Origin of the sequence: Marinobacter sp. Arc7-DN-1 (assembly GCF_003441595.1) — a bacterium.
In the GTDB taxonomy this organism is placed as follows: Bacteria; Pseudomonadota; Gammaproteobacteria; order Pseudomonadales; family Oleiphilaceae; genus Marinobacter; species Marinobacter metalliresistant.
This window is the reverse complement of record NZ_CP031848.1, coordinates 1,050,196-1,072,146: the sequence shown is the minus strand read 5'-3', so window position 1 is coordinate 1,072,146 and position 21,951 is coordinate 1,050,196. Positions and strand designations below refer to the sequence as shown.

The 21,951-nt window shown below is 58.9% G+C and carries 18 protein-coding genes; 10 read left to right on the top strand and 8 right to left on the bottom strand.

Annotated elements, in window-relative coordinates:
* Nucleotides 1–3 precede the first annotated feature (3 nt).
* The 3 genes from D0851_RS04975 to D0851_RS04965 form a co-directional block, all read right to left on the bottom strand.
* Nucleotides 4–1,242 carry an SAM-dependent methyltransferase gene (locus tag D0851_RS04975; protein WP_117617634.1) on the bottom strand — a complete coding sequence of 413 codons (1,239 nt, stop codon included), beginning with the start codon at nucleotides 1,240–1,242 and terminating at the stop codon, nucleotides 4–6.
* Nucleotides 1,243–1,474: 232 nt separating this feature from the next.
* A complete protein-coding gene (locus D0851_RS04970; RefSeq protein ID WP_117617633.1) occupies nucleotides 1,475–2,962 on the bottom strand; it encodes an amidase family protein in 1,488 nt (495 codons plus the stop codon).
* Between the two features lie 44 nt (nucleotides 2,963–3,006).
* A complete protein-coding gene (locus D0851_RS04965; protein WP_117617632.1) occupies nucleotides 3,007–4,014 on the bottom strand; it encodes a hypothetical protein in 1,008 nt (335 codons plus the stop codon).
* 291 nt (nucleotides 4,015–4,305) lie between these two features.
* On the opposite strand from D0851_RS04965, the gene D0851_RS04960 reads away from it, so the two are divergent.
* Both D0851_RS04960 and D0851_RS04955 read left to right on the top strand, forming a co-directional pair.
* Entirely contained in the window at nucleotides 4,306–5,955 is a 1,650-nt protein-coding gene (locus D0851_RS04960; RefSeq protein WP_117617631.1) for an autotransporter assembly complex protein TamA, read from the top strand.
* Nucleotides 5,952–9,713: a translocation/assembly module TamB domain-containing protein gene (locus D0851_RS04955; RefSeq protein WP_227539447.1), complete on the top strand. Its 3,762-nt coding sequence runs from the start codon at nucleotides 5,952–5,954 to the stop codon at nucleotides 9,711–9,713. Before D0851_RS04960 ends, D0851_RS04955 begins: the two co-directional genes overlap by 4 nt.
* Before the next feature lie 2 nt (nucleotides 9,714–9,715).
* Here D0851_RS04955 and D0851_RS04950 read toward each other — a convergent pair whose 3' ends face one another.
* From D0851_RS04950 to D0851_RS04940, 3 genes are read right to left on the bottom strand one after another with little or no spacing between them, the layout of a single operon-like run.
* A complete protein-coding gene (locus D0851_RS04950; RefSeq protein ID WP_117617630.1) occupies nucleotides 9,716–10,402 on the bottom strand; it encodes an SIMPL domain-containing protein in 687 nt (228 codons plus the stop codon).
* 31 nt (nucleotides 10,403–10,433) lie between these two features.
* Nucleotides 10,434–11,174: a gamma-glutamyl-gamma-aminobutyrate hydrolase family protein gene (locus D0851_RS04945; RefSeq protein ID WP_117617629.1), complete on the bottom strand. Its 741-nt coding sequence runs from the start codon at nucleotides 11,172–11,174 to the stop codon at nucleotides 10,434–10,436.
* Nucleotides 11,167–12,168 (bottom strand): amidoligase family protein, encoded by a 1,002-nt coding sequence (locus D0851_RS04940; protein ID WP_117617628.1) that lies wholly within the window; start codon nucleotides 12,166–12,168, stop codon nucleotides 11,167–11,169. Before D0851_RS04940 ends, D0851_RS04945 begins: the two co-directional genes overlap by 8 nt.
* A 219-nt stretch (nucleotides 12,169–12,387) precedes the next feature.
* Here D0851_RS04940 and lexA point away from each other — a divergent pair, with 219 nt between their 5' ends.
* Nucleotides 12,388–12,996 (top strand): transcriptional repressor LexA, encoded by a 609-nt coding sequence (lexA, locus tag D0851_RS04935; protein WP_117617627.1) that lies wholly within the window; start codon nucleotides 12,388–12,390, stop codon nucleotides 12,994–12,996.
* 42 nt (nucleotides 12,997–13,038) lie between these two features.
* Entirely contained in the window at nucleotides 13,039–13,530 is a 492-nt protein-coding gene (locus tag D0851_RS04930; protein WP_117617626.1) for a cell division inhibitor SulA, read from the top strand.
* 4 nt (nucleotides 13,531–13,534) lie between these two features.
* Here D0851_RS04930 and D0851_RS04925 read toward each other — a convergent pair whose 3' ends face one another.
* Nucleotides 13,535–13,795, bottom strand: coding sequence for a hypothetical protein (locus D0851_RS04925; protein WP_117617625.1), 261 nt, complete (start codon nucleotides 13,793–13,795; stop codon nucleotides 13,535–13,537).
* A gap of 51 nt (nucleotides 13,796–13,846) precedes the next feature.
* Complete coding sequence (locus tag D0851_RS04920) at nucleotides 13,847–14,365, bottom strand: DUF6586 family protein (protein WP_117617624.1); 519 nt, start codon at nucleotides 14,363–14,365, stop codon at nucleotides 13,847–13,849.
* Nucleotides 14,366–14,608: 243 nt separating this feature from the next.
* Between D0851_RS04920 and D0851_RS04915 the strand changes: the two genes are divergently transcribed.
* From D0851_RS04915 to fliE, 6 genes are all read left to right on the top strand, one after another.
* Nucleotides 14,609–14,938: an SOS cell division inhibitor gene (locus D0851_RS04915; RefSeq protein ID WP_117617623.1), complete on the top strand. Its 330-nt coding sequence runs from the start codon at nucleotides 14,609–14,611 to the stop codon at nucleotides 14,936–14,938.
* A gap of 70 nt (nucleotides 14,939–15,008) precedes the next feature.
* The gene (locus D0851_RS04910; protein WP_117617622.1) at nucleotides 15,009–16,460 is read left to right on the top strand and encodes a sigma-54 dependent transcriptional regulator; all 1,452 of its coding nucleotides are present in this window, start codon (nucleotides 15,009–15,011) and stop codon (nucleotides 16,458–16,460) included.
* A gap of 231 nt (nucleotides 16,461–16,691) precedes the next feature.
* Nucleotides 16,692–17,930 carry a sensor histidine kinase gene (locus D0851_RS04905; RefSeq protein WP_117617621.1) on the top strand — a complete coding sequence of 413 codons (1,239 nt, stop codon included), beginning with the start codon at nucleotides 16,692–16,694 and terminating at the stop codon, nucleotides 17,928–17,930.
* Between the two features lie 12 nt (nucleotides 17,931–17,942).
* Nucleotides 17,943–19,394: a sigma-54-dependent transcriptional regulator gene (locus tag D0851_RS04900; protein ID WP_117617620.1), complete on the top strand. Its 1,452-nt coding sequence runs from the start codon at nucleotides 17,943–17,945 to the stop codon at nucleotides 19,392–19,394.
* A 520-nt stretch (nucleotides 19,395–19,914) separates the two neighbouring features.
* A complete protein-coding gene (gene ltrA, locus D0851_RS04895) occupies nucleotides 19,915–21,303 on the top strand; it encodes a group II intron reverse transcriptase/maturase (protein WP_117620284.1) in 1,389 nt (462 codons plus the stop codon).
* A gap of 268 nt (nucleotides 21,304–21,571) precedes the next feature.
* A complete protein-coding gene (gene fliE / locus D0851_RS04890) occupies nucleotides 21,572–21,940 on the top strand; it encodes a flagellar hook-basal body complex protein FliE (RefSeq protein ID WP_117617619.1) in 369 nt (122 codons plus the stop codon).
* Nucleotides 21,941–21,951 lie beyond the last annotated feature (11 nt).

The window sequence follows — 21,951 nt, the reverse complement described above, 5'->3', positions numbered from 1 at the left end:
TCGCTACTCCCGGCTTAACTCCACCTGCATCACATTGATACCTCCGGCGCGAAACATGCCGGCACAACTGGCCAGGTAGAACCGCCACTTTCGCACGAACATCTCGCTGTACCCCAGCGCCCGTATCGCCGGTATCTGTTCGTCGACGTTCGCCAGCCATTTTTCCAGCGTAATGGCGTAATCCTGCCCGAATTCGAACACATCGTTCACCACCAGGCCGCTATTGGCGGCAACAGCTTCAAAACGCTCTCTGGAAGGCAGCATACCACCGGGGAAAATATGTTCCCTCAAAAAGTCGTTGCCGGAGCGATATCGCTCAAATCGCTCCTCGGCGATGGTAATGGTCTGTATCATTGCCTTGCCGCCCGGTCTCAGGTAGTCGTGCACATCCCTCATGTAAGCGGGCCAATACGACTCGCCAACGTGCTCAAACATCCCGATTGATACCAGGTAATCAAAGGGGCCGGACAGGTCCCGGTAGTCCTGTAAACGAACCTCGGCATTTTCCGCCAGTCCGGCGGATTCGAGTCGCTGGCGGGCATAATCCGCCTGTTCGCCGGACAGGGTAGCACCGGTCACATAACATCCGTGTGTGGCTGCGATTTCCATGAAACCACCCCAGCCACAGCCTATTTCCAGAATGCGGCTTCCCGGTTCCGGTGCCAGTCGCTGAAGGATGCGTTCATATTTCGCTTTCTGGGCCTCGTAAAGCGGGAGGGACGTATTGCCGTCAAACAGGGCGCAGGAGTAAGTCATGCTCCTGTCCAGCCAGAGCTGATAAAAGTCGTTGCCTAAATCATAGTGCTCCTGAACGTTCTTACGGCTGCGTTTCAGTGTATTGGAAGACAACCGGTACTTGCACCAATGCCACAACCTGAGCCATACGCTGGTATGCAAAACCCGCTCAAAAACAACGATATTGCCTGCGGCGAGGCGCATCAGGGCAAGCAAGTCGGGTGTGGACCATTTGCCTGCCATGTAGTCTTCTCCCAATCCCACGTCACCGTGGGTGATCAGGCGATCAATGACATCCCACTGCAGCAATGTCATTTCCGCATGCACACCGTCTTGTTTTCCTTCATGGCGCGTCGTCTTTCCATCTGGCCATGTAAGCGATAACGAACCGAACTGGAGAGATTTCAACGCCTGCAGAAAAAGATTACGGTGAATTGCGCTCGTCTTTTCCGTTAACTTTTCCCGGGACACCAGGTGCCCGCCTTCCGGCAAGGATTCCCTACTCATGCCTTTCCATCCTTACGCTGTTCCCAGCAAGTTTCAGTGGGTTAAAAAGTAGGTAAACTATCATTTATTAGGCAACTGCTGTTCGTCAAACCTTATCGGAAACTGCGACGCTTGCAGGAGTTACCGGAACTACGGAAGTCTTTTCCGGCCATCCGGACTTACTCCTGTATTTCCGGATGATCTTGGCTTACTTCGGCCCGGGTCGGTAGCTCTGAAATTCCCGGAATCCCTCTCACAAACCCTCCGGCTTCACAAACCCTGCCAGCCCGGCCTCCTCCAGCAACCGCGCAAACCGGATCGTGGTCAGATCCGTCCCCGGTGCGCCGATGACCTGCACATTGAATGGCAAGCCATCCGTGGTACGCCCGATGGGTACCGAAGTGGCCGGCAGGCCCAGCAGGGTGGCGAAGGCGATCCAGCAGAACTGGTCCATATAGGCCCGTGGCTGGCCGGCGACGGTGATGCGCCGCTTGAATACCGGGTGGCTATGGTCGTGCCGGATGGCGGTGGTGGGTGTGACCGGGGTGAGCAACACATCCACCTCCCGGAACAGGGATTCGATTTCCGCCCGCATTTTCTCACGCATTTCGCTCCAGGCCACCCACTGGTAAACGGGCTGATTCACACCTCGCCCGTATTCACCGATAAACGGGGTCATGGGTCCGAGAAACTTCAGCCAGGGTTCGAGCCGGGCGATCCATCTCATCTGCCGGCGCTGGGCGGGTTTCAGGGAGGTGCTGAGCAGGCTGCCCAGCAGGTTGAAGTAGGCGGGCAGGATATGCTCCAGGCTGAGCAGGGGGTGGCTGGCTTCGGTCACCAGGGCGCCCCTGTCGGCCAGGGACTTGCCCAGGGTGCGATAACCCCCGGTGAGCTCATGCTCCACTGGGCACAGCGGATCCTCCAGCCATAAACCGACCCGGGCCTGATCGAGGGTCTGCAGTCCGGACGGCGCCATGTTCAGGGCCCAGCTGCGCTCCTCCGAGGGCCGGGGCCCGGCAATGACCTTCAACAGCAGCTCGAGATCCCGGGCATTGCGGGCCATGGGGCCGCCCTCGACCAGATCCGGTCGGGACTGGGTGCCGGGCGGGCCGGGAATGTGGCCGCGGAAGGAAACCAGCGAGCGTGTGGGCTTGTGGCCGAACACTCCGCAGAAATGCGCAGGTGTGCGGATGGAGCCGGCCAGATCACTGCCCACTTCCAGGGGCGTCATGCCGGCCGCCAGTGCCGCAGCGGCACCACCGGAGGACCCGCCGGGTGTGTGGGCGGGGTTGTGGGGGTTGTTGGTTACCCCAAACAGCTTGTTGTAGCTCTGCAGGTCGGTGGCATAGATCGGCACATTGGTCTTGCCCAGTATGATCGCCCCGGCGTCCTCCAGGCGTTGCACTACATCAGCGTGGGTTTCCGGCCTGTGGTTGCTGAGCGCCGGCGCACCTGCGGTACAGGCCATGCCTGCCACTTCCCAGGTATCTTTCAGGGTAAGTGGTAAGCCATGCAGTGGGCCCTTAACAGTATTTGCCGCGCGTTGCTTATCCGCTTCGCGGGCGCTGGCCAGTGCGCTGTGTTCATCCAGCGCCACAATCGCGTTGATGGCAGGGTTCTGGTCCCGGATTCTGTCCAGTAAGGCGGTAACCAGTGCTTCGCTGGTCAGGGTCCCGGCCTCCAGTTGTCCCAGGAGTTCATGGGCCGGCTGATAGTGCAATTGAAGGTGCAGTGCATCCATGAGTGCTCTCTTTATTGTGGATTTAACGGACAAATACCGGTTGCTCAGGGCAATTCATCACGCCAGTGTTTTACTTTCACCTGTCCCTTGATGGCATCGATGACTTCAATAATCAGGTTGATCAGAGCTTCGTTCTGAGCCTCATCTTCCCGTGCCTCACCGGGGTTTGGCAGGAAAACATTGACAATGTCCTCAATGAAGGCGTGATTGGAGGCCGAGGCGAGGTCTTCCAGAATCTGGTGGATGACATGGGCAACGATGTCTCCCACGGCCTCTTCAAGGGTTTCCTGGATGGTGGGGCCAACCACCGGCAGAAATTTCAGCCGTGACAGCTCCAGATTCTGTTTAAGGGCATTATCGACCCTGTCCTCCAGATAGCTTCTGAGGGCGCCGCGGTTGGGCACATACCCCTCCTGGGCCGCCTCGGCAACCCGCCTGGAAATCCAGTCGGACAGCATGTCGCGCCGGGGGTAGAGAATGTCCAGTTGTATCTTCTCGAACAGCGGGGACCCGCGTTTGACCTCCTGCTGCACACCGCTGAGCACCTTGAGTACGATCCGGTCCGACAGTTCTTCCATAAAGGCTTCGTAGTAGAAGTTAACGAACCGGTAGATTTTGGTGTTGGTAACATCAATGATCTTGTACTGATGCAGGCGGTAGATGATGGAGATCACCCGCAGAATACGAAGGAACCGCAGGCTGCCAACGGGGATACAGCCCACCAGGTCGTACCAGTGGATAAAGGGGTAAAAATACCAGCGGTCATAGATCCTGGCCTTGATGGCGTAGCCCCAGCGGACGAAAAATTCGGTCAGGAAGATGGCAACGAAGATCAGATCGTAAAAAATGAATCGTTCGTGGATCGGCTGGTAGAGGGACTGGATCGCCGGTGCCTGCTCTTTCAGCAGATTCTGAATGGCGACAAAGCTGTAGATCGAGTCCCAGATGATAAACGCCAGGTTGATAATCAGCAGGCCCAGCATCAGGAAATCGATGATGAACCAGATGAGCTGGTGGCTGGATTTGAGGTTGTCCCGATTTATCTTCAGCATTCGCCAGGGTCCGGTTTGTAGCTAAGTATCTGACAGGTTAGCTTATTTCAGCGCCACAAACGACTCGCCCTGACGCCAGTGCCCGGAGGCCGTTCGGCCAACGGCGGATTAACTTGACCGTGCGCCATTAAACTCCCACGCTTGAACGGAAATCCTTCTTGTTACCACCAACACTGAAATAGCCGGATGCTATCAATCTACCAAGCTGTGAATTCGGGCCGGATCCGGCTTTGTGTGGCTCTGCTTTTCTGCATACCTGCGTGGGCTTCCGCGCAACAGGTGGACGTGCGGATGGAGGGGGATTACCCGGACCTCAGGAAAAATGCGGAGGCTTTTATCGGTGAAGTGGAAGGCCGCAGTGCCGGAAATCTTCGCCGGTATGCGCCCACGGCGGTCAGTCAGGCGCGGCAAGCGTTGCGGGCTCTCGGCTATTACAGCCCGACGATTGATTGGCAGCTTAAGGAAGGTGACGCGGACACAGCCGCAAAGCTTGTATTGACCATCAGTCCCGGAGAGCCCGTGAGGGTCACCTCCCGGACGGTTGAAATCAGGGGCGCGGCGGCGTCCGATGAGCGGTTTGGCGCCGATCTCCCGGTTACCCCCGCGGAAGGCGATATTCTCAATCACGGCCAGTATGCAAACCTCCGGGACACCATCCAGACACGGGCCCGCCGCCGGGGGTATTTTGATGGCAGGTTTGTCACCCGCACCCTGGAGGTGGACCCGGCAACCCGGAGTGCTACTGTCACCCTGATTTATGACAGCGGCGAGCGGTACCGTCTCGGCGAGGTCACGTTTGAGGAAGACCACTGGTTCGAAACCGGTCTTCTGAGGCAGTTCGTCACCTTCGAGCCGGGTATTCCCTACCATTCCGACGAAATTGCCAGACTCAACAGCAACCTGCAGAACAGCGGCTACTTCAGTGGTGTGGATATTGACGCCTCTCCGGCCCGTGCCGAAAACGGGACAATTCCGGTGCGCGTTGCGCTCACCAGGCGGGAGGCTCGCTCGGTGGCGGCGGGTGTCGGCTTTTCGACCGATGTGGGTCCCCGTTTCCGGGGCACCTGGAGGGAACACTGGATCAATCCCATGGGCCACAAGCGCGGTGCCGAGACGGAACTTTCGGTGCCGAGACAGAACCTGAGCACCTGGTATGAATTGCCGCTGGATCCGCCGATGACAGATCTGATCCGACTCACCGCTGGCTATCAGCGAGAAGATATCGAGAATGTCGAATCGGAACTGCTGACCCTGGGCCAGCAGTGGCAGCATCAGCTTGATAACGGCTGGTTGCAGGTGTTGTCTTTGCGCTGGGAGGGTGAGCGTTTCAACATCGGAAACGATGAGAAAGGCACGAGTACGCTTCTTCTGCCGGGGGCCGGGTACTCCAGAATTCATACCGACTCGCCGCTGGATCCGTCCCGGGGATACCGGTTGCAGTTCGATGTCACGGGTTCCCACCGGGCAGCGTTGTCCGATGTGGATATCCTGCACGTGAATGCTCTGGCAAAGGGGTTGTTTACCCTGGCGGACAAACACAGATTCCTCGCCCGGTTTCAGGCGGGCTTGGTGGCTACCAACCGGTTCGAGGATGTGCCGCCGTCGTTGCGGTTCTTCGCGGGGGGGGACCAGAGTGTCCGCGGGTATGGCTATGAAACCCTGTCGCCGGAGAACGATAATGGTGTGCCGGTGGGCGGGCGTTACCTGATGGTTGGCAGTGGCGAGTACCAGTACCAGTTTGCCGACAAGTGGCGTGCAGCCCTGTTTGTGGATCACGGTAACGCGATCAACGATTTGAGCGACCCACTGGCGACCGGCGCCGGTGTTGGCATTCGCTGGATCAGCCCGGTCGGGCCGCTGCGGCTGGATATTGCCAAGGGGCTGAACCCCGAGTTTGGCGGGGACTGGCGCATTCACTTTTCCATGGGGCCCGAGCTGTGACGCAGACACCGGAAACATCGGCAGACAACAATCAGGCGCCGCAGACCAGACCCCGTCGCTTCCGGTTCTGGCTGCTTCTGGGTCTGGGCATCTTGCTGCTGGTGCCCGTGTTACTGCTGGCGGCTGTTCTGCTTGCCCTGCGATCGGAGACGGGTACTGCCTGGGTGATTGACCAGATTCCGGGCTTGCAGGCCGAAAATGACCGCGGCTCGCTGTTTGGCCAATGGCAGGCCGATCACCTGGAATGGCGGGGTTATGGGGTTGAGTTGATTGTCGAGGCGCCGCTGGTGGACTGGTCGCCCTCGTGCCTGTTCAGTAAGCAGTTGTGCCTGGAAATGCTGCAGGCGGAAAAGCTCGAGGTTACCCAGCTGCCTCCGGCCGAAAAATCCGGGGCTGGTGGGGTAATATCCCTGCCTGGAGTTGATCTGCCCCTGGGCCTGAAAATCAGCAACGTAAGAATGGGGCCGTTCAACTTTAATGGCACCAGGATATGGGACCGGTTTGAACTGGATGCCGGTGGTTCCGGGGCCGACTGGAACATTGATCATGCCTGGTATCAGCTCGATGACACCACCGTTGCTGTGTCGGGACGGATCGAAACCCGCAGGGAGTGGCCCGTCAGTCTGCAGGTTACGGCAGATCTGCCGCCACCCTACGGTGACGACTGGACCCTGGATGCCACGCTTTCGGGCAGCGTCCGGGATTTGATGGTCACGGGCAGCAGTCGTGGTTATCTGGATGCCGAACTGTCGGGCAAAGTCGAGCCGCTTGATCCGGCGCTGCCAGCGCGGATCAGGGTGACTTCGAAGCAGTTCCTGGCGGTTGAGGCGCTGCCCGCGACCCTCACGCTCAAGGACTGGTTTGTCGAAGCCAATGGCAGTCTGCGGAAAGGCTTCCGTACCCTGGGGCAGGCCAGACTGCCAGGTACAACCGGACCGGTGCAGCTTTCTCTGGAGGGCCTGGTGACTGCTCGGAGTGCAAAGAATATCCGTATTGAGCTGGCCACTGACAGGGAAGCCGGGACAGATCAGGATACCGTAGTGGCGACAGGTACTATGGACTGGCGCCAGGGCCTGGCTGCCAATGCGGATTTACGATTGCGCGGGTTTCCCTGGTATACCCTGGTTCCCGGCCTTGAACCACCAGCGGTTTTGCTTCGCTCGCTGGATGGCTCGGCGTCCTGGCGCGAGGGAAGCTACCACGCGGAACTGACCGCAGGTGTTGATGGCCCTCAGGGCAGCGCCGAAATATCGACTACCGTAGACGGCGACACGCAACAAACCACACTGACCGATCTGATGGTCAGCACCGGCGCCGGTTCCCTGACCGGCAATGGCTCGGTGAATTTTTCCGGGCCCCTTGCCTGGCAGGCGGCGCTTCAGCTTGAGGGATTCAATCCGGGGTACTGGATGCCGGTTCTCGAAGCCAGTCTCAGCGGTGATGTAACTACCGAAGGGCAGTTCCGGGACGGTTCGATCCCCGCCATGAATGCGAGCTGGAGCCTGGAGGGTGACTGGCGCACCCATCCGGCTGTCCTGGCAGGCCGCCTTGATACCTCCTCAGGAAGCTGGGAGCTGTCGGGCCTGGAAATGTTAATAGGCGACAACCGGTTAGAGGGTAGTGGGACCTGGGGCAACGCCATTCGCGGTGACCTGGCCCTGAGCATGCCAGAGCCCGAAGCATTACTGTCCGGCCTGGCGGGGCGTCTGGAGGCGAAGCTGAAGGCAGGAGGTACGCTGGAAGACCCGACCGGAGAGCTGACGGCAAATGCCCGTGACCTGCGCTGGCGGGACGAATTCTCTTTAGAAAACCTGAATCTGGAGGCGCGCCTCGAATCTGGCCTTCGGCTCATGAGCCAGGTGGAGGCGGGTAACCTCCGCGCATTCGGGCAGGAACTGGAAACGCTTGTCCTGGAAGCGAGTGGCAAACAGGAACAGCACAGGCTGACCATCAGCGCCAGCCACACCGAGGCAAATCTGGAGCTCGGATTTGAGGGTGGCGCCGGGGCGGATTGGAGGACCTGGCAGGGGGCGCTGTCCACGGGTGTTATCGCCCTTCCCGGGCAATCCCAGCGCTGGCAACTGGAATCGCCGGCGGCTCTGGACTACAGCGCAGGAGGCGAGCTTACCTTTGGCAATCACTGCTGGCGCTGGCAGCAGAGCGCGGTCTGTGCTGACGATCAGACACTGCTTCCCGTGCCCCGTCTTGCCTATCGTATAGACCGGTTCCCGGCGCAGGCCCTGGCGCCGCTGCTGCCGGAGACCCTGCGCTGGAATGCCCGGATAAACGGAGAAGTCAATTTTACGACGACCGATGCCGGACCTGATGGGCGGATCTTCCTTGATGCCGGAGACGGCGAGTTTCAGTTGCTGGTGGATGGTGAATGGGAGTCCCTCTCCTATGATGCGCTGACAACTGAGGTTGGTCTCAAGCCCGGGCAGGCCAGTCTGGCGGCCCGTCTCTCCGGCCCGAAGCTGGGTGACGTTGCCCTCGATATGGCGATGGATCCAAACTCGGAAGATCGTATTGTCGACGGAACCTTCCAGCTCGACGGGCTCGATATTGCCCTCGCCGGTCTGCTCTCGGGACTCCAGGAAGTTGCCGGCCGGGTGGATGGGAGAGGCCGTATCTCAGGCCCCCTGATGGGACCCGCTGTAAACGGGGTGCTGCACCTGACCAACGGCAGGGTGTCGGATCCCCGGCTACCAGTGCCAATGGAAGAGGTGGTTGCCAGCCTTGATTTTGCGGGCTATTCCGCCAAGCTCAGCGGCCGGATTCAAAGTAATTCCAGAAGCCGGACGATCATCGATGGTGAGTTTGACTGGCAGCAGGCACCCCGGGGTGAAATCACCATTTCCGGCAGCCGTTTGCCGTTTAACCTGGAGCCCTATGCCCAACTGGAGGTGGAGCCTGATCTCACTATTGCGTTCCGGGAGGGCTCCCTTCAGGTGTCCGGAGCCATTGGGGTTCCGAGAGGCACTATTGAGATCAAGGGATTGCCGGCGCAGGCGGTTTCGGTGTCGGAGGATGAAGTCATCGTGGGGGTTGAACGGGAGGCGCCCGTTGTTCGCTCCCTGAACATGGATGTCAAGGTTGTGGTGGGCGAAGACAAGGTCACGTTCGCGGCATTCGGGGTAACCGGTGATCTTGAGGGAACTCTGCGGATCGGTAATGACATGGACACGCGCGGCACACTTCAGTTGGTTAATGGCCAGTACGAGGCTTATGGTCAGGAGCTTGAGCTGAGGCGGGCCCGACTGCTGTTTGTCGGTAATCTGACCCAGCCTTATCTGGACATTGAAGCAGTGCGGACCGTTGATACGGTTGTTGCCGGCATTCGCCTGAGCGGACCCGTGCAGTCGCCCGAGACGGAGGTCTTCTCCAATCCCGATATGCCGCAGACAGACGCGCTGTCCTATGTCATTCTGGGCAGGGCACCCCAGAGCCGGGGCGATGAGGGGCAGATGAGCCGGGCGGCGCTGTCGCTGGGGCTGACCCAGGCGAACAAGGTTACAGGGCAGATTGGTGAGGAGTTTGGCATTCGACAACTGACGCTCGAGGCAGAGGGTTCGGGTGAGCAGACATCGGTGGTGGCCAGTGGCTATCTGACCGATGAACTGAGTGTCCGGTATGGCGTGGGGATTTTCGAGCCGATTACTACCGTCGCGCTGCGGTATGACCTTGGCAAGAATATTTACCTGGAAGCCGCCAGTGGTCTGGCGGCTTCTCTGGATATCTTCTATACCCGGGATTTCTGAGCTCAGTCCAGCTCAAAGGTGGCACTGACCGAAGCCCGGATTTCCCGTTCACCCACGCTGGATACAGTATCCGACATTGCTTTGGCTTCCGCCATCATCATTGGCACGGGACGATGGCCGCCATTGACGTTGATGGTTACGACATCCCCGCAGGTCTGGTCCAACTGGCCTGCCACGAAACTGCAGCGGGCTTTGGCGTCGGCAATGGCCCTGGCCAATGCCTCCTGTTCCAGGCCCGTTTCATCGGAGTGGAAAAACTGGTGTGGCCCCAGGCTATAGTCCAGTCCCAGGGCCTGAGCCTGCTGCAACAAGGGGTTAAGCAGCGTCAGGTCATTGATGCTGAAGCTGATGGTCTGGGAGGCCACGGCCTGCTTTTGCGGATCTTCGCCCCGTGCTTCGGGGGGCAGGGTGCGGGTATAAAGGTGGACGGTGGAGTCGGAATATTCCCCGAGCTGGTCCCGATAGCGGCGGATGCCGTCTCGCCATTGGGCCACCAGAGCCGCCACCTGTTCCGTCGCCTTCCGCGGGAGTGCATGTTCGGCGCTGGCGGTAAACTGAAGCCGTGCACTGTCCGGCTCATAGCGAACACTGCCCTCGCCGGTAAGGGTGACTTCCCCCGCCAGGGTCAGAGCCGGCACCATCAGTGCCAGGGTAAGAAGACAACGGGACTCTTGGTTCCGTCCGGCCATGGAAGTTCCTCCTGTGCATACAGCATTGATATCAGGCCTCGCCGGTATCCGGTTCCAGGCGTGCCAGTTTGAATCGGCGGGCGGCGTCCACAAAATTGCGGAAGATGCGTCTGTGCCCACTGTGGTAAAGCAAATACTCCGGATGCCACTGAATGCCCATCAGCCACTGGCCCCGAGTGTTTTCAATGGCCTGAACAAACAGATCGTTGTCGACGGCGGTAACGCGCAGGTTTCGGCCCAGGCGCTTGATGGTCTGGCTGTGAATCCGGTTGGCACCGATCACCGGGGAATCCATCACCTGCCGTAGCCGGCTGGGTTCAACCAGACGAACCGTCTGTAGTGGTAACAACAGAGGGCGATGCCGTGTGTTCACTCGCAGAGGTGTCACGTTCTGGCACAGGGATCCGTTGTGGAAAACGTTGATGAACTGGGCGCCGCGGCAGATGCCGAGCACAGGTATGCCAATTCTTTCCGCCTGCTCCAGCAGCGCCTGGTCGGTGGCATCCCGTTTGCGATCATAGCGCGCGGTTACCTGCGACTCCTGGCCATAGCGCTCCGGATGAACATGGGTGCCGCCGGAGAGCACCAGTCCGTCCAGTAGTGAGACGTCCACCCGGGAGCCCGGACGAATGTAGTAGGTCCGGGCACCATGCAGTCTCAGGCCGAGGCCGATCAGCCGATGTGCCAGGCTCTTTCGTGCGGGGCCGCTGATGCCGATGGTCAGTCCCGGTATTTCCGGTTCCCGGCCGGGGGTTTCAGGCGGCTCAGACATAGCCCTTCCTGGCCAGCCAGTCTTCGGTGGTTTCCTGCCAGCTGTGGGTCAGATTATGCAGGTTGAGTTTACCGCCTTCACGGAACAGAGCGCGCATCTCCGACAGATCGTCCGGATTGCTGGCTAATTGTTCGAGCACCACCCAGTCATTCCAAACGGATGAGAAATGCCAGCCCGGGTTGTTGATATCGCAATCCGGAAGCCGGTAATGCAGGGTTGGCCGGCTTTTGATTCTCGGGTCCCGAACGTGGCGATCCAGCCGTTCATGATCGAGATGGGCAAACAGGGGCAGAAGGTCCAGGGCCCTGTTCCGGGTTGGATTGAACTCCAGGTAATCGTCCATCAACTGCGGCAGTTCCGGCTGGTAGTCGTCTTCCATGAGCAGTTCGGTATATCGGCTGTGCCAGGGTTCGATATAGGTCGTGAACTTGCGGCTGACATCAAGCTGGTGCCTGGCCTTGAGCCAGTCGTACAGCAGGGTGAAGGCCTGGAAATAACGCACCAGCGTTGCCGGCCTGAGGTCCGGCAGCTCGGGATTGAGCTGGAGGCCGAAGGCGAAGTAGATCGCCTCACGGCTGCCAAGGGCGCCGGCCTCGCGGAGATTATCGACCAGAGATTCGACCGTTTCCAGACTGGTAAATGGCAGCGGCGGGCTGATGATTTCCAGTGGCACGATCCGTTCCGCGGCGGCATCGATCACATCCATGGCCTGGCCGCCCAGTTCCCGAATCGAACGGGGAAGCCGCTCATCGGCCAGATCAAGCTCCTTGATGGGGGCGGAATCCAGTTCAATCGTGAATTCACCCAGCTCTGTCTTCAGTGTTGTCACGTACCGCGACCGGAGGACCGGTGTTCCTCCCAGAAGCTTTGCGGCAAGAGCCACCAGTTCGTCGTAGCCCAGACCGGACATTTCAATTTCAACGCCAACCCTGCGCTCCTTTCCATCCGCGGTTTTCAGAACATCGGGCATCCTGCAGGCCTTGGTCCGTGTCATGGTGCTCCCTGGTAGGTAGTGAGTCATGGCCCCACCATATCACACCGGCATTGATCGTCATCCTTAAGCACTGGCAAGAAAATCAGGGTGTCGACTTTACACTGGATAAAACACTGTATATAGTCAAATGACTGTATATAAAAACAGGTTGGCCGGCGCCCCTCGGGGCACCCCTCTTTGAAAACGGACATACCGGCCCTGATCAAGCGGAGTCGCTCAATGAAGCTTACAGCAAGGCAGTCCCAGGTACTGGACATCATCCGCCGATACGTTGACGAGACCGGCTATCCGCCCACCCGGGCAGAAATTGCGGCCGAGCTGGGTTTTCGTTCAGCCAATGCCGCCGAAGAGCACCTGCGGGCGCTGGCCCGCAAGGGCGCCATTGAAATGGTGCCCGGGGCAAGCCGGGGCATCCGTCTGCCCGAGGCAGAAGAGGATCTGGGTTTGCCGGTGATTGGTCAGGTGGCCGCCGGCAGTCCGATACTGGCGCAGGAGCACATTGAGGATCACTGCACCCTTCGGCCGGAGTTCTTTTCACCACCGGCTGATTACCTGCTCCGGGTACGGGGTATGAGCATGAAGGACATTGGTATTCTGGACGGCGATCTGCTGGCGGTTCACAGCACCCAGGATGTCCATAACGGCCAGGTGGTCGTTGCCCGGGTAGGTGATGAAGTCACGGTTAAACGTTTTCGCAAGGAAGGTCCGAAAGTCTACCTGATCGCTGAGAATGACGAGTTCGCGCCCATCGAGGTAGACCTGAAAGAACAGGAACTGTTCATTGAAGGACTGGGTGTGGGTGTTATCCGCCGCTCTGATCTTCACTGATCAGGCCGGATAACCACGGATTTATTGACGAACGGGTGAATTATGGAACAACTGAGCTTTAACCAGAATCTGGCATACCAACACAGCGCTCTGTCCTGTTCAGTGCCGGCAGCTGCCGGCTGCGAGCAACGTTCCGTTATTCGCGCCCGACGCACTCAGGACGCCACGGAAGCGCCTGTTACCGGAAACGTGACTGAAATTATTCTGCCGCAGGGGCAGGTGGAAAACTTCCAGTTGCTGCTGCCTATGCTGACTCAGCTGAACCAGGAGAACCGCTGGCTGGCGTGGATTGACCCACCTCAAGCGCTGGTCAGCAAATGGCAGAAGATGCACGGGATTATTGCCGGCGAGTTGCTGGTGCTCCGCTCAACCACGGAATACCCTGCGCAGGAACTGGCTGAGCGTGCCCTGAGCGCAGGTACTTGCCATGCGGTTGTCATGTGGACCCGGAAACTGGGCCGTGCCGCCTTCGATTCCCTGCAAAAGGCGTCTGCACAGGGTAACAGCCACGGTGTAGTGTTAAGGCAGCGTTAATCGCTTAGTGCAGGGTGTAGGAGGGCTGGGCGTCCGGGGCGTCCAGTTCGTCATCTTCCCAGTCGATATCGTGTGCAACGTTGCCGACAGCTTCAATACCCGCGGCGATCATCGCCTTGGCAACGGACAGGTCGCGGTCTTCCATCATTTCCCGCGCTTCTTCCGAGAACGAGATCTTTACCAGCGGCGCACTGTCATCGTCGATGCGGCGCAGGGCATAGTCGCCATTGGTCAGTTGTACAATTTCAAAAAACGATGGTGACATTCAGTAAACCTTTCAGTTGTTGAGATCCGGATAATGGGCAGCCTTATGCGCTTACCATTCGCTATGCTGTTCTTCCAGATCGTCGGCAAAGTGTTTGACGGCATTGAGTGTGTTCAGCAACGCCGGAGCAGACCGGTCCGGGCCTGAGTCGGCGGATACTGCGATGATATTTTCCGTACTGACTGTTTTTCGGGTTGCCGGCGGCCGGCTCTGGGCCATTTCCAGCTGATCCAGATGGTTCCACCAGCTTCCGGCTCTGTGCTCAATCTCCCGCAGCCGGTTTACTTCGTTGGACTCCTCTCCGATTGCCTTGGCCAGCTCGCCCAGTGTTGAAGGCTCTTCAGACTTTTTCTGGTATAGCCGGGCAATCATTACCAGCAGCAGACGCCTGGACCTCAAGAGTAACTCCGTGGCCCCCTGTATCGCCGCTTCGCGACGTAACGCCTGCTCTGCTTCGTTAGGTGCGTGTTCCTCATTCCGATTCCGGTCCGTTGCACAGTCAAGTTGACCGAGCAACGTCCGGGCAAGGAACAGTTTCTGCGAAACCAGTGAATGCCATTGTGAGGCCATGAAACACCTGCGATCCCGGAACGTGGGCTTAACCCCGGAAAATTAATCCGCCACTGTACCATTTCTGACAGAAAATTTCTGCAGCTGTCTTTCGCAAAGGGCGGCAGAGAGGATTTACAATATCAGTTATTACCGTGAGCCGGTATTCTGGACTACCATGGAAACGACTTACGACCTCAAGGCGGAGCGGTACTGCACCGACGGCTTGGTTCTGGTTTAACGTTGATTTTAAAGGAGAATTAAATGGCAGATTCTCAGGCTCAACTGGAACACCTGGACCGGCTGATGGCAGATCTCGGTCGCGCGCTGGCGGACAGGGACTGGGACGCACTGGCACAGCTGAACAACAAGGTTCAGCCTGCAGTTGAGCCTCTGATGGCTGCCCTGGAGACTGGAGAGCTGGAACCGGAGCCGGTGCGGCACCGGCTGGAGCAACTGCAGCAGTTTATTGACGCTGCGGATGAATCTGCCCGCATTGCCCGCAAGGAAGCGGAAGCCGGCCTCAAAGGTGTCAACCGGAACCGCAGCGCGGCCAGGGCCTATCAAAACATATCTTCAAATCCGCGAAAATAGCGTCATAAAATTGACTCAGTCGTCCTTACAGTCTTAAATACCGCACAAATCCCTCAAGAGATTCTGTTGAATGTCTAAAAATAACAAAGTGCTGGTGCTGAGCGAGGATGATTCAAGATTGCGGGACATGGTCACCATTCTTGAATTCATTGGTGAGGAGCAGGTCCTTGCCGGCGACGAAGCGAAGGCGCTTTTGAGCAGTGGCGACGAGGAGAGCCTTTCGGATATTTCCACGGCGGTGGTGAACGGCGAAGATGCCGGTGCCGCCGACAACATTACAGCTCTGTGCAAGGCGGTTAAGGGGGTTCCTCTGCTTTTGCTGGGCCATCCGGAGCTCAGAGGCGTGTCCGATGATGACAGCGCCCGTATTATTGCCCGCATAGAATGGCCGCTGAACTATACCAAGTTCGTGGATTCGCTTTACCGTGCGCAGGTCTACCGGGATCAGTTCAGCCGTTCCCGGGAGCGCGGCCAGCAGCGAGGCCTTCAGCTTTTCCGGAGCCTTGTGGGCACCAGTCGCAAGGTTCAGCATGTACGGCAGTTGATGGAGCAGGTGGCCGACAAGGACGTGAGTGTCCTGATTACCGGTGAATCCGGTACCGGCAAGGAAGTAGTGGCCCGCAACCTTCATTATCATTCTTCCCGCCGTGACAAACCATTTGTACCCGTGAACTGTGGCGCCATTCCGGCCGAGTTGCTGGAAAGTGAATTATTCGGCCATGAGAAAGGCGCCTTTACCGGGGCGATTACCGCCCGGGTGGGGCGTTTTGAGTTGGCAGAGGGAGGCACCCTGTTTCTGGATGAAATCGGGGATATGCCGCTCAATATGCAGGTTAAAATTCTGCGGGTTCTGCAGGAGCGCACGTTCGAACGGGTGGGTAGCAATCGCACCCAGTCGGCGGATGTCCGGGTCATTGCAGCAACCCACAAGCACCTCGAGGACATGATTGAGGCCGGGGATTTCCGGGAAGATCTTTATTACCGGCTGAACGTGTTTCCGATCGAAATGCCGTCGTTGCGTGAGCGGGTGGAAGACATTCCCCTGTTGATTAACGAGCTGATCTCCCGGATGGAAAAGGAGAAGCGCGGCTCCCTGCGGATGAATTCGGCGGCGATCATGAGTCTCTGTCGCCATGAATGGCCGGGCAACGTGCGTGAGCTGGCCAATCTGGTGGAGCGACTGGCCATCATGCATCCTTACGGCGTCATCGGTGTGCAGGAGTTGCCCAAGAAATTTCGGTATGTTGACGATTACGATGAGAACCGGCCGGTTGAGGACACCGGAATGCCTTCGGGTATACCCGGGCTGGTGGGGCTGGATGCACCAGCGCTGCTGCCAGTGAACGGGATTGATCTGAAGGACTACCTCTCGAACCTTGAGAAGCAGCTGATCCAGCAGGCTCTGGACGAGGCGGGCGGCGTGGTCGCTCGGGCCGCCGAAAAGCTGCGAATCCGGCGCACAACCCTGGTGGAGAAGGTGCGCAAGTACGGGCTTCGGGAGGAGGAGTCCGAAGAGTCCTGAAACCTTTTTTAGGGGTGACAGCGTTTCCAGCAATGGCGTCAAAGGTTCGTAACCTGAGGCGCCGTTCTCGTTTCTGGCCGACGTAAAATTGTCATCCCCCTTCCAGGTAATTCCCTTTCTGTCTGAAATATATAGAAAAATTCAAGTTGGCACGGTGCTGGCTTAACAACCTGCAAACAAAGCATCCGAACAATACAGCCCAGGCCGATGGGCCGATCGGGGAGTCAGGTTATGAGTCAGGCACAGTTTGTGATTCAGTCCGAAGCGGGCGGCGCAAAGGCCAACGCGGCGGCGGACGTTAACGACAAGGTTACCGCGTTGTTTCCGCAACAGGACGATGAGGCGGTGGATTCCGCCCTGGAACTGTTTAACCGGATGTCGCGCCAGATCACCGACTCTTACCGCACTCTGGAATCCCGGGTTAACCAGTTGTCCGGTGAGCTGACCCAGGAATCGCTGCAGCGCCAGCAGGAGCTGGAGGAAAAGGAGCAGCTTGCAGACCGGTTATCTACCCTGCTCAATGCGCTGCCCGCCGGTGTGGTTGTGCTCGACAGCCAGGGCGTGGTGACCCAGACCAATCCCGCTGCCATCGCCTTGCTGGGGGAACCCCTGGACGGCGCCCGCTGGGTTGATGTGATCCGGCGCTGCTTCGCGCCGCGCCGGGATGACGGCCACGAGGTATCTCTGAGTGATGGCCGCCGGGTCAGCATTGAAATCCGGACCATGGAAAACCAGCCCGGGCAGCTGATTCTGCTCACCGACCTGACTGAAACCCGCCATCTGCAGGCACAGCTGGCCCACGCCCAGCGACTGACCGCCATGGGCAGGATGGTGGCGTCTCTCGCTCACCAGATTCGCACGCCGTTGTCAGCCGCCATCCTTTACGGTGGCCACCTCAGCCAGGAAGACCTGGATGAAGAGATGCGCCAGCGTTGCGCATCCCGTTTAATGTCCCGCCTGACCCATCTCGAGCAACAGGTGCGGGATATGCTGATTTTCGCCCGCGGTGAAACCCGGCTCGCCGAGGAGCTCTCTGCCGGCAAACTGGTTTCCGCATTGGCCTCAGCGGTCGAAGGGTTAAGGCCGGTACCCGGTGCGGAGGTGACCCTCCAGGATGACGTTTCCGACGAGTGCCGCCTGATGTGTAACCGCGACGCTCTTGTTGGCGCCTGCACCAATCTTGTCAATAACAGTCTCGAAGCCGGCGCCAGTCGCGTTGCTGTGCAGGTGGCGGAGGAGGCCGGAGAGCTGGTGATCCGGGTCCGGGATAACGGCCCGGGGTTTCAGCCCGCTGAAGCAAGCCGGCTGGCAGAGGCCTTCTACACCACCAAATCCCATGGCACGGGTCTCGGGCTTGCGGTGGTGCAGGCAGTCGTCAAGGCGCATCAGGGGCGCTTTGCCATTGAATCGCCGGAGCAGGGCGGTGCTGTCGCCACTTTGCGTTTACCGCAACTGCGTAACAAATACTGATCGGAGGCAACCATGGCCAAGGCCCAGATTCTGATTGTTGAGGATGACCATGACCTGCGGGAAGCGCTGGTCACTACGCTGGAGCTGGCGAAGTTCCGTGTCCGGGAAGCGTCGAGCGCCAGTGAGGCGCTGGAGCGGCTGGCGGAGTCCCCGGTCGATATGGTGGTCAGTGACGTCAACATGCCGGGTCTGTCCGGGCATCAGCTGCTGGCTGAGGTGCAGCGTCTTTATCCCGGTTTGCCGATGATGCTGATCACCGCCTATGGCCAGATCAGCGATGCGGTGTCTGCCATGCAGGCGGGCGCCACCGATTATCTGGTCAAACCGTTCGAGCCGCAGTTCCTGGTGGATGCGGTCAGCAAGGTTGTAGGCGGCGGACGCCAGAAATCCGGTGATGAACCGGTGGCTGAAGATCCGATCAGCAAGCGCATGTTCCAGCTCGCCACGAAAGTGGCCAGCAGTGATTCCACGGTGATGATCTCCGGCGAAAGCGGAACCGGTAAGGAAGTGCTTGCCCGTTTCATCCACCAACAGTCCCCCAGGGCCGGTCAGCCATTTGTGGCCATTAATTGCGCGGCGATTCCCGAGAATATGCTGGAAGCGATTCTGTTTGGCCACGAGAAGGGCGCCTTTACCGGAGCCGTGGCTTCTTCGCCGGGTAAGTTCGAGCAGGCCAACGGCGGCACTATTCTTCTGGATGAAATCTCAGAAATGGATCTGGGGCTTCAGTCCAAGTTGCTGCGGGTGTTGCAGGAACGGGAAGTGGAACGTGTGGGCGGTCGAAAGACCATCAGCCTGGATGTGCGGGTGGTGGCTACGACCAACCGGGATCTGGCGGATTACGTTCGCGAAGGCAAGTTCCGGGAAGATCTTTACTACCGGCTGACTGTCTTCCCCATGCATTGGCAGCCCCTGCGGGAGCGGCCGTTGGACATCATGCCGCTGGCCACGTCGCTGCTGAAAAAGCATTGTGGGAAAATGAAGCTTACCGGGATCACCTTTGCACCGGATGCAAGGAACGCTCTGATGAACCATCGGTGGCCCGGGAATGTCCGGGAGCTGGATAATGCCATTCAGCGCGCCCTGGTGTTGCATCAGGGCAACGTGATTCACGCCGGCGATCTGTGCCTGGAGCTTGGTATTACCGGCCGGCCGGATATGCACAGCGCTGCGCCGGCTGAGGTTTCCCAATTCCGGCCGGTGGAGGATGTTTCCAGCCATTACGTGGCTGCAGTGGAACAGGCGCAGCCGCGGCACGATGAAGACTCTGAGGCGGCGGGATCTTTGGGCGATGATCTGAGGCAGCAGGAATTCCGTATTATTATCCAGACACTCCGGAAAGAGCGTGGGCGTCGCAACCGGGCCGCGGAGCAACTTGGGATCAGCCCCAGAACGCTCCGGTACAAATTGGCCCAGATGCGTGATGCCGGAATCGATCTGGATGCCGAGATGGCCATGGCCTGACCCACTGCAAGACGAACTCCTTCACTGGCACCCTTTTGGGTGCCGTTTTTCTTTGGTGCGCCAGGCATGGCGCGTAGCGCCTTGACGGGCGCTGTTCCGGTACAGGTGGTGCTGGCCGGATGACTTGGGGGTGCAAGTCCCCTGTGGGCCCGGTAAGGGGAACCACTAGCCGGACGGCAAGGGTGTCCATCGCGAGGTGGAATCTGAAGGAAGCCGCAGGCAAAACACTGACCTGACGAACAGAAATCGCATACGAGGCGGTCACACCGGGTAAGGCGGCCAATATCGTCAAAGCCCGATACTTGCACAGAAGGTGTGAACGTAGATGCGGCGGGTATAAGTGTGAAGGTCACGCGTCTTACCCTGGGAAGTCTGGTTTTCTGCCACCGTGCTACTCACCTCGTGAGGGGTGGGGATGGGAAGCCAGAACTCAGCAGAGGCCATAGTAGGTGTGTCACCGCACACTGAAGGGCTGAACATGGTTGACCGCAAGTAGGCGATGAGTGCTCGTGGTGTGCTTATGAAGACAGAAGCGGCCCGGATGGGTCAGGGCAATCAGGGAGGCGCCGGACGGAATCCGGCAGAGACTGGTGCCCGTGTCGAGGCAGACGCGGAGGCTCATTCGTGGACGAACGCGGAGCCGAACGCGCGGATGGAACAGGTGCTTGAGCGCCCGAACCTGATGCGTGCGTATCAGCGGGTGGTGTCCAACAAGGGCGCAGCTGGCGTCGATCAGATGCCCACAACGGCCCTGAAAGGCCACCTGCAACAGCATTGGCCAACGGTGCGTGAGCGCTTATTGGCCGGACGCTACCATCCTCAGCCCATACGCCGGGTCAGTATCCTCAAGCCGCAAGGCGGCGAACGGGTACTGGGTATTCCGACGGTACAAGATCGCCTGATTCAACAAGCCCTTCACCAAGTGCTGAGCCCGATGCTGGAACCGACCTTCTCGGATCACAGTTACGGCTTCCGGCCTGGGAGAAGTGCCCATCAGGCGGTCAAGGCGATGCAGCAGCACATCAATGAGGGCCACCGTTGGGTGGTCGATCTGGATCTGGCCCAGTTCTTTGACCGGGTCAACCACGATGTGCTGATGAGCCTGCTGGCTCGTCGCATCACCGACCGCCGGATACTGACCCTGATCCGACGTTATCTGGAAGCCGGCATGCTGGACGGTGGGGTGGTCAGCCCGAGACGGGAAGGGACGCCACAAGGCGGCCCGCTCTCGCCTCTGCTCTCCAATGTTCTTTTGACCGAACTGGACAGGGAGCTGGAGCGCCGGGGCCATCGGTTCTGCCGCTACGCGGACGACTGCAATATCTACGTTCGTAGCAAGCGAGCCGGGCACCGGATCATGGCCAGCCTCACCCACTATCTGGAAACGCACTTGCGCCTGAAGATCAACACGGAGAAAAGCGCCGTGGATCGGCCTTGGCGCCGGAGCTATCTGGGTTACAGCGTAAGCTGGCACAAACAGGTTCGGCTGAGGATTGCGCCCAAGAGCCTGAAAGCTCATCAGGCCAACCTGCGTCAGTTGCTCCGACGATCACGGGGGCGATCGCTGCTGACCACCATCCAACACCTGAATCCAGTGCTGCGAGGGTGGGCGAACTACTACCGCCTGACCGACTCAAAGCGCTCGGTAGAGGCGATGGACGGGTGGGTACGGCGACGACTCCGCCTGATCCTGTGGCGACAATGGAAGCGAGTTCACACTCGAGCTCGCAACCTGATGCGGCTTGGACTGGTGGAGGAACGGGCTTGGAAAAGCGCGACAAACGGGCGCGGGCCTTGGTGGAATAGCGGGGCATCGCATATGAATGCCGCACTCCCCAAGAAGGTCTTTAACCGCCTGTCTCTGGTAAGCTTGTTGGATACGATGACTCGGCTTCAGAGCCAGCCATGAACCGCCGTATACGGAACCGTACGTACGGTGGTGTGAGAGGACGGGGGAGGTAACTCCCCCTCCTACTCGATTCCTTTCTGCCATGGGCTCAAGTAACACCCGGCGCGTCGTCAAAAGTCCGTCATTGATCTCCCGGCCTCCCAGAGAATATATCGTAACCATCTGATGTATAATAATAAATTTCAGTTGGCCTGCTGATTGCTTAATTCGGAGTAACAGAGTCCCAGGAGCAATTCCGTCCGTGGCAGGACGGAGCCAGGAGAGAGTTATGGTTCAGCGCGCCGACATCAACAGTGTTTTGTCCGATATCCGGTCCCTGCGTTCACAAATGATGCAGAACCAGCGAGTCGAGCAGGATCAATCGGTTCGTGGCCGCGTCGACGGCCCCCGCCAGGTTCAGGAAACCCAGGAAACCCCCAGCTTCAGCGACATGCTGGGCAAGGCTGTGAACAACGTGAATGACCTCCAGCAAACCGCGGGTGGACTTCGCACTGCTTACGATATGGGCGACCCGAATGTGGACATAACCCGTGTTATGATTGCCGCCCAGAAATCCTCTGTCTCCTTCGAAGCACTGACCCAGGTTCGCAATCGGGTGGTCCGGGCCTACGAAGACATTATGAACATGCCGATCTGATAACGGAGCAG

Bases quoted from the DNA above. Each gene is read 5' to 3' on its own strand.
- D0851_RS04975 (WP_117617634.1), bottom strand. From the start codon at position 1,242: ATGAGTAGGGAATCCTTGCCGGAAGGCGGGCACCTGGTGTCCCGGGAA.
- D0851_RS04970 (WP_117617633.1), bottom strand. From the start codon at position 2,962: ATGGATGCACTGCACCTTCAATTGCACTATCAGCCGGCCCATGAACTC.
- D0851_RS04965 (WP_117617632.1), bottom strand. From the start codon at position 4,014: ATGCTGAAGATAAATCGGGACAACCTCAAATCCAGCCACCAGCTCATC.
- D0851_RS04960 (WP_117617631.1), top strand. From the start codon at position 4,306: ATGGAGGGGGATTACCCGGACCTCAGGAAAAATGCGGAGGCTTTTATC.
- D0851_RS04950 (WP_117617630.1), bottom strand. From the start codon at position 10,402: ATGGCCGGACGGAACCAAGAGTCCCGTTGTCTTCTTACCCTGGCACTG.
- D0851_RS04945 (WP_117617629.1), bottom strand. From the start codon at position 11,174: ATGTCTGAGCCGCCTGAAACCCCCGGCCGGGAACCGGAAATACCGGGA.
- D0851_RS04940 (WP_117617628.1), bottom strand. From the start codon at position 12,168: ATGACACGGACCAAGGCCTGCAGGATGCCCGATGTTCTGAAAACCGCG.
- lexA (WP_117617627.1), top strand. From the start codon at position 12,388: ATGAAGCTTACAGCAAGGCAGTCCCAGGTACTGGACATCATCCGCCGA.
- D0851_RS04930 (WP_117617626.1), top strand. From the start codon at position 13,039: ATGGAACAACTGAGCTTTAACCAGAATCTGGCATACCAACACAGCGCT.
- D0851_RS04925 (WP_117617625.1), bottom strand. From the start codon at position 13,795: ATGTCACCATCGTTTTTTGAAATTGTACAACTGACCAATGGCGACTAT.
- D0851_RS04920 (WP_117617624.1), bottom strand. From the start codon at position 14,365: ATGGCCTCACAATGGCATTCACTGGTTTCGCAGAAACTGTTCCTTGCC.
- D0851_RS04915 (WP_117617623.1), top strand. From the start codon at position 14,609: ATGGCAGATTCTCAGGCTCAACTGGAACACCTGGACCGGCTGATGGCA.
- D0851_RS04910 (WP_117617622.1), top strand. From the start codon at position 15,009: ATGTCTAAAAATAACAAAGTGCTGGTGCTGAGCGAGGATGATTCAAGA.
- D0851_RS04905 (WP_117617621.1), top strand. From the start codon at position 16,692: ATGAGTCAGGCACAGTTTGTGATTCAGTCCGAAGCGGGCGGCGCAAAG.
- D0851_RS04900 (WP_117617620.1), top strand. From the start codon at position 17,943: ATGGCCAAGGCCCAGATTCTGATTGTTGAGGATGACCATGACCTGCGG.
- ltrA (WP_117620284.1), top strand. From the start codon at position 19,915: ATGAAGACAGAAGCGGCCCGGATGGGTCAGGGCAATCAGGGAGGCGCC.
- fliE (WP_117617619.1), top strand. From the start codon at position 21,572: ATGGTTCAGCGCGCCGACATCAACAGTGTTTTGTCCGATATCCGGTCC.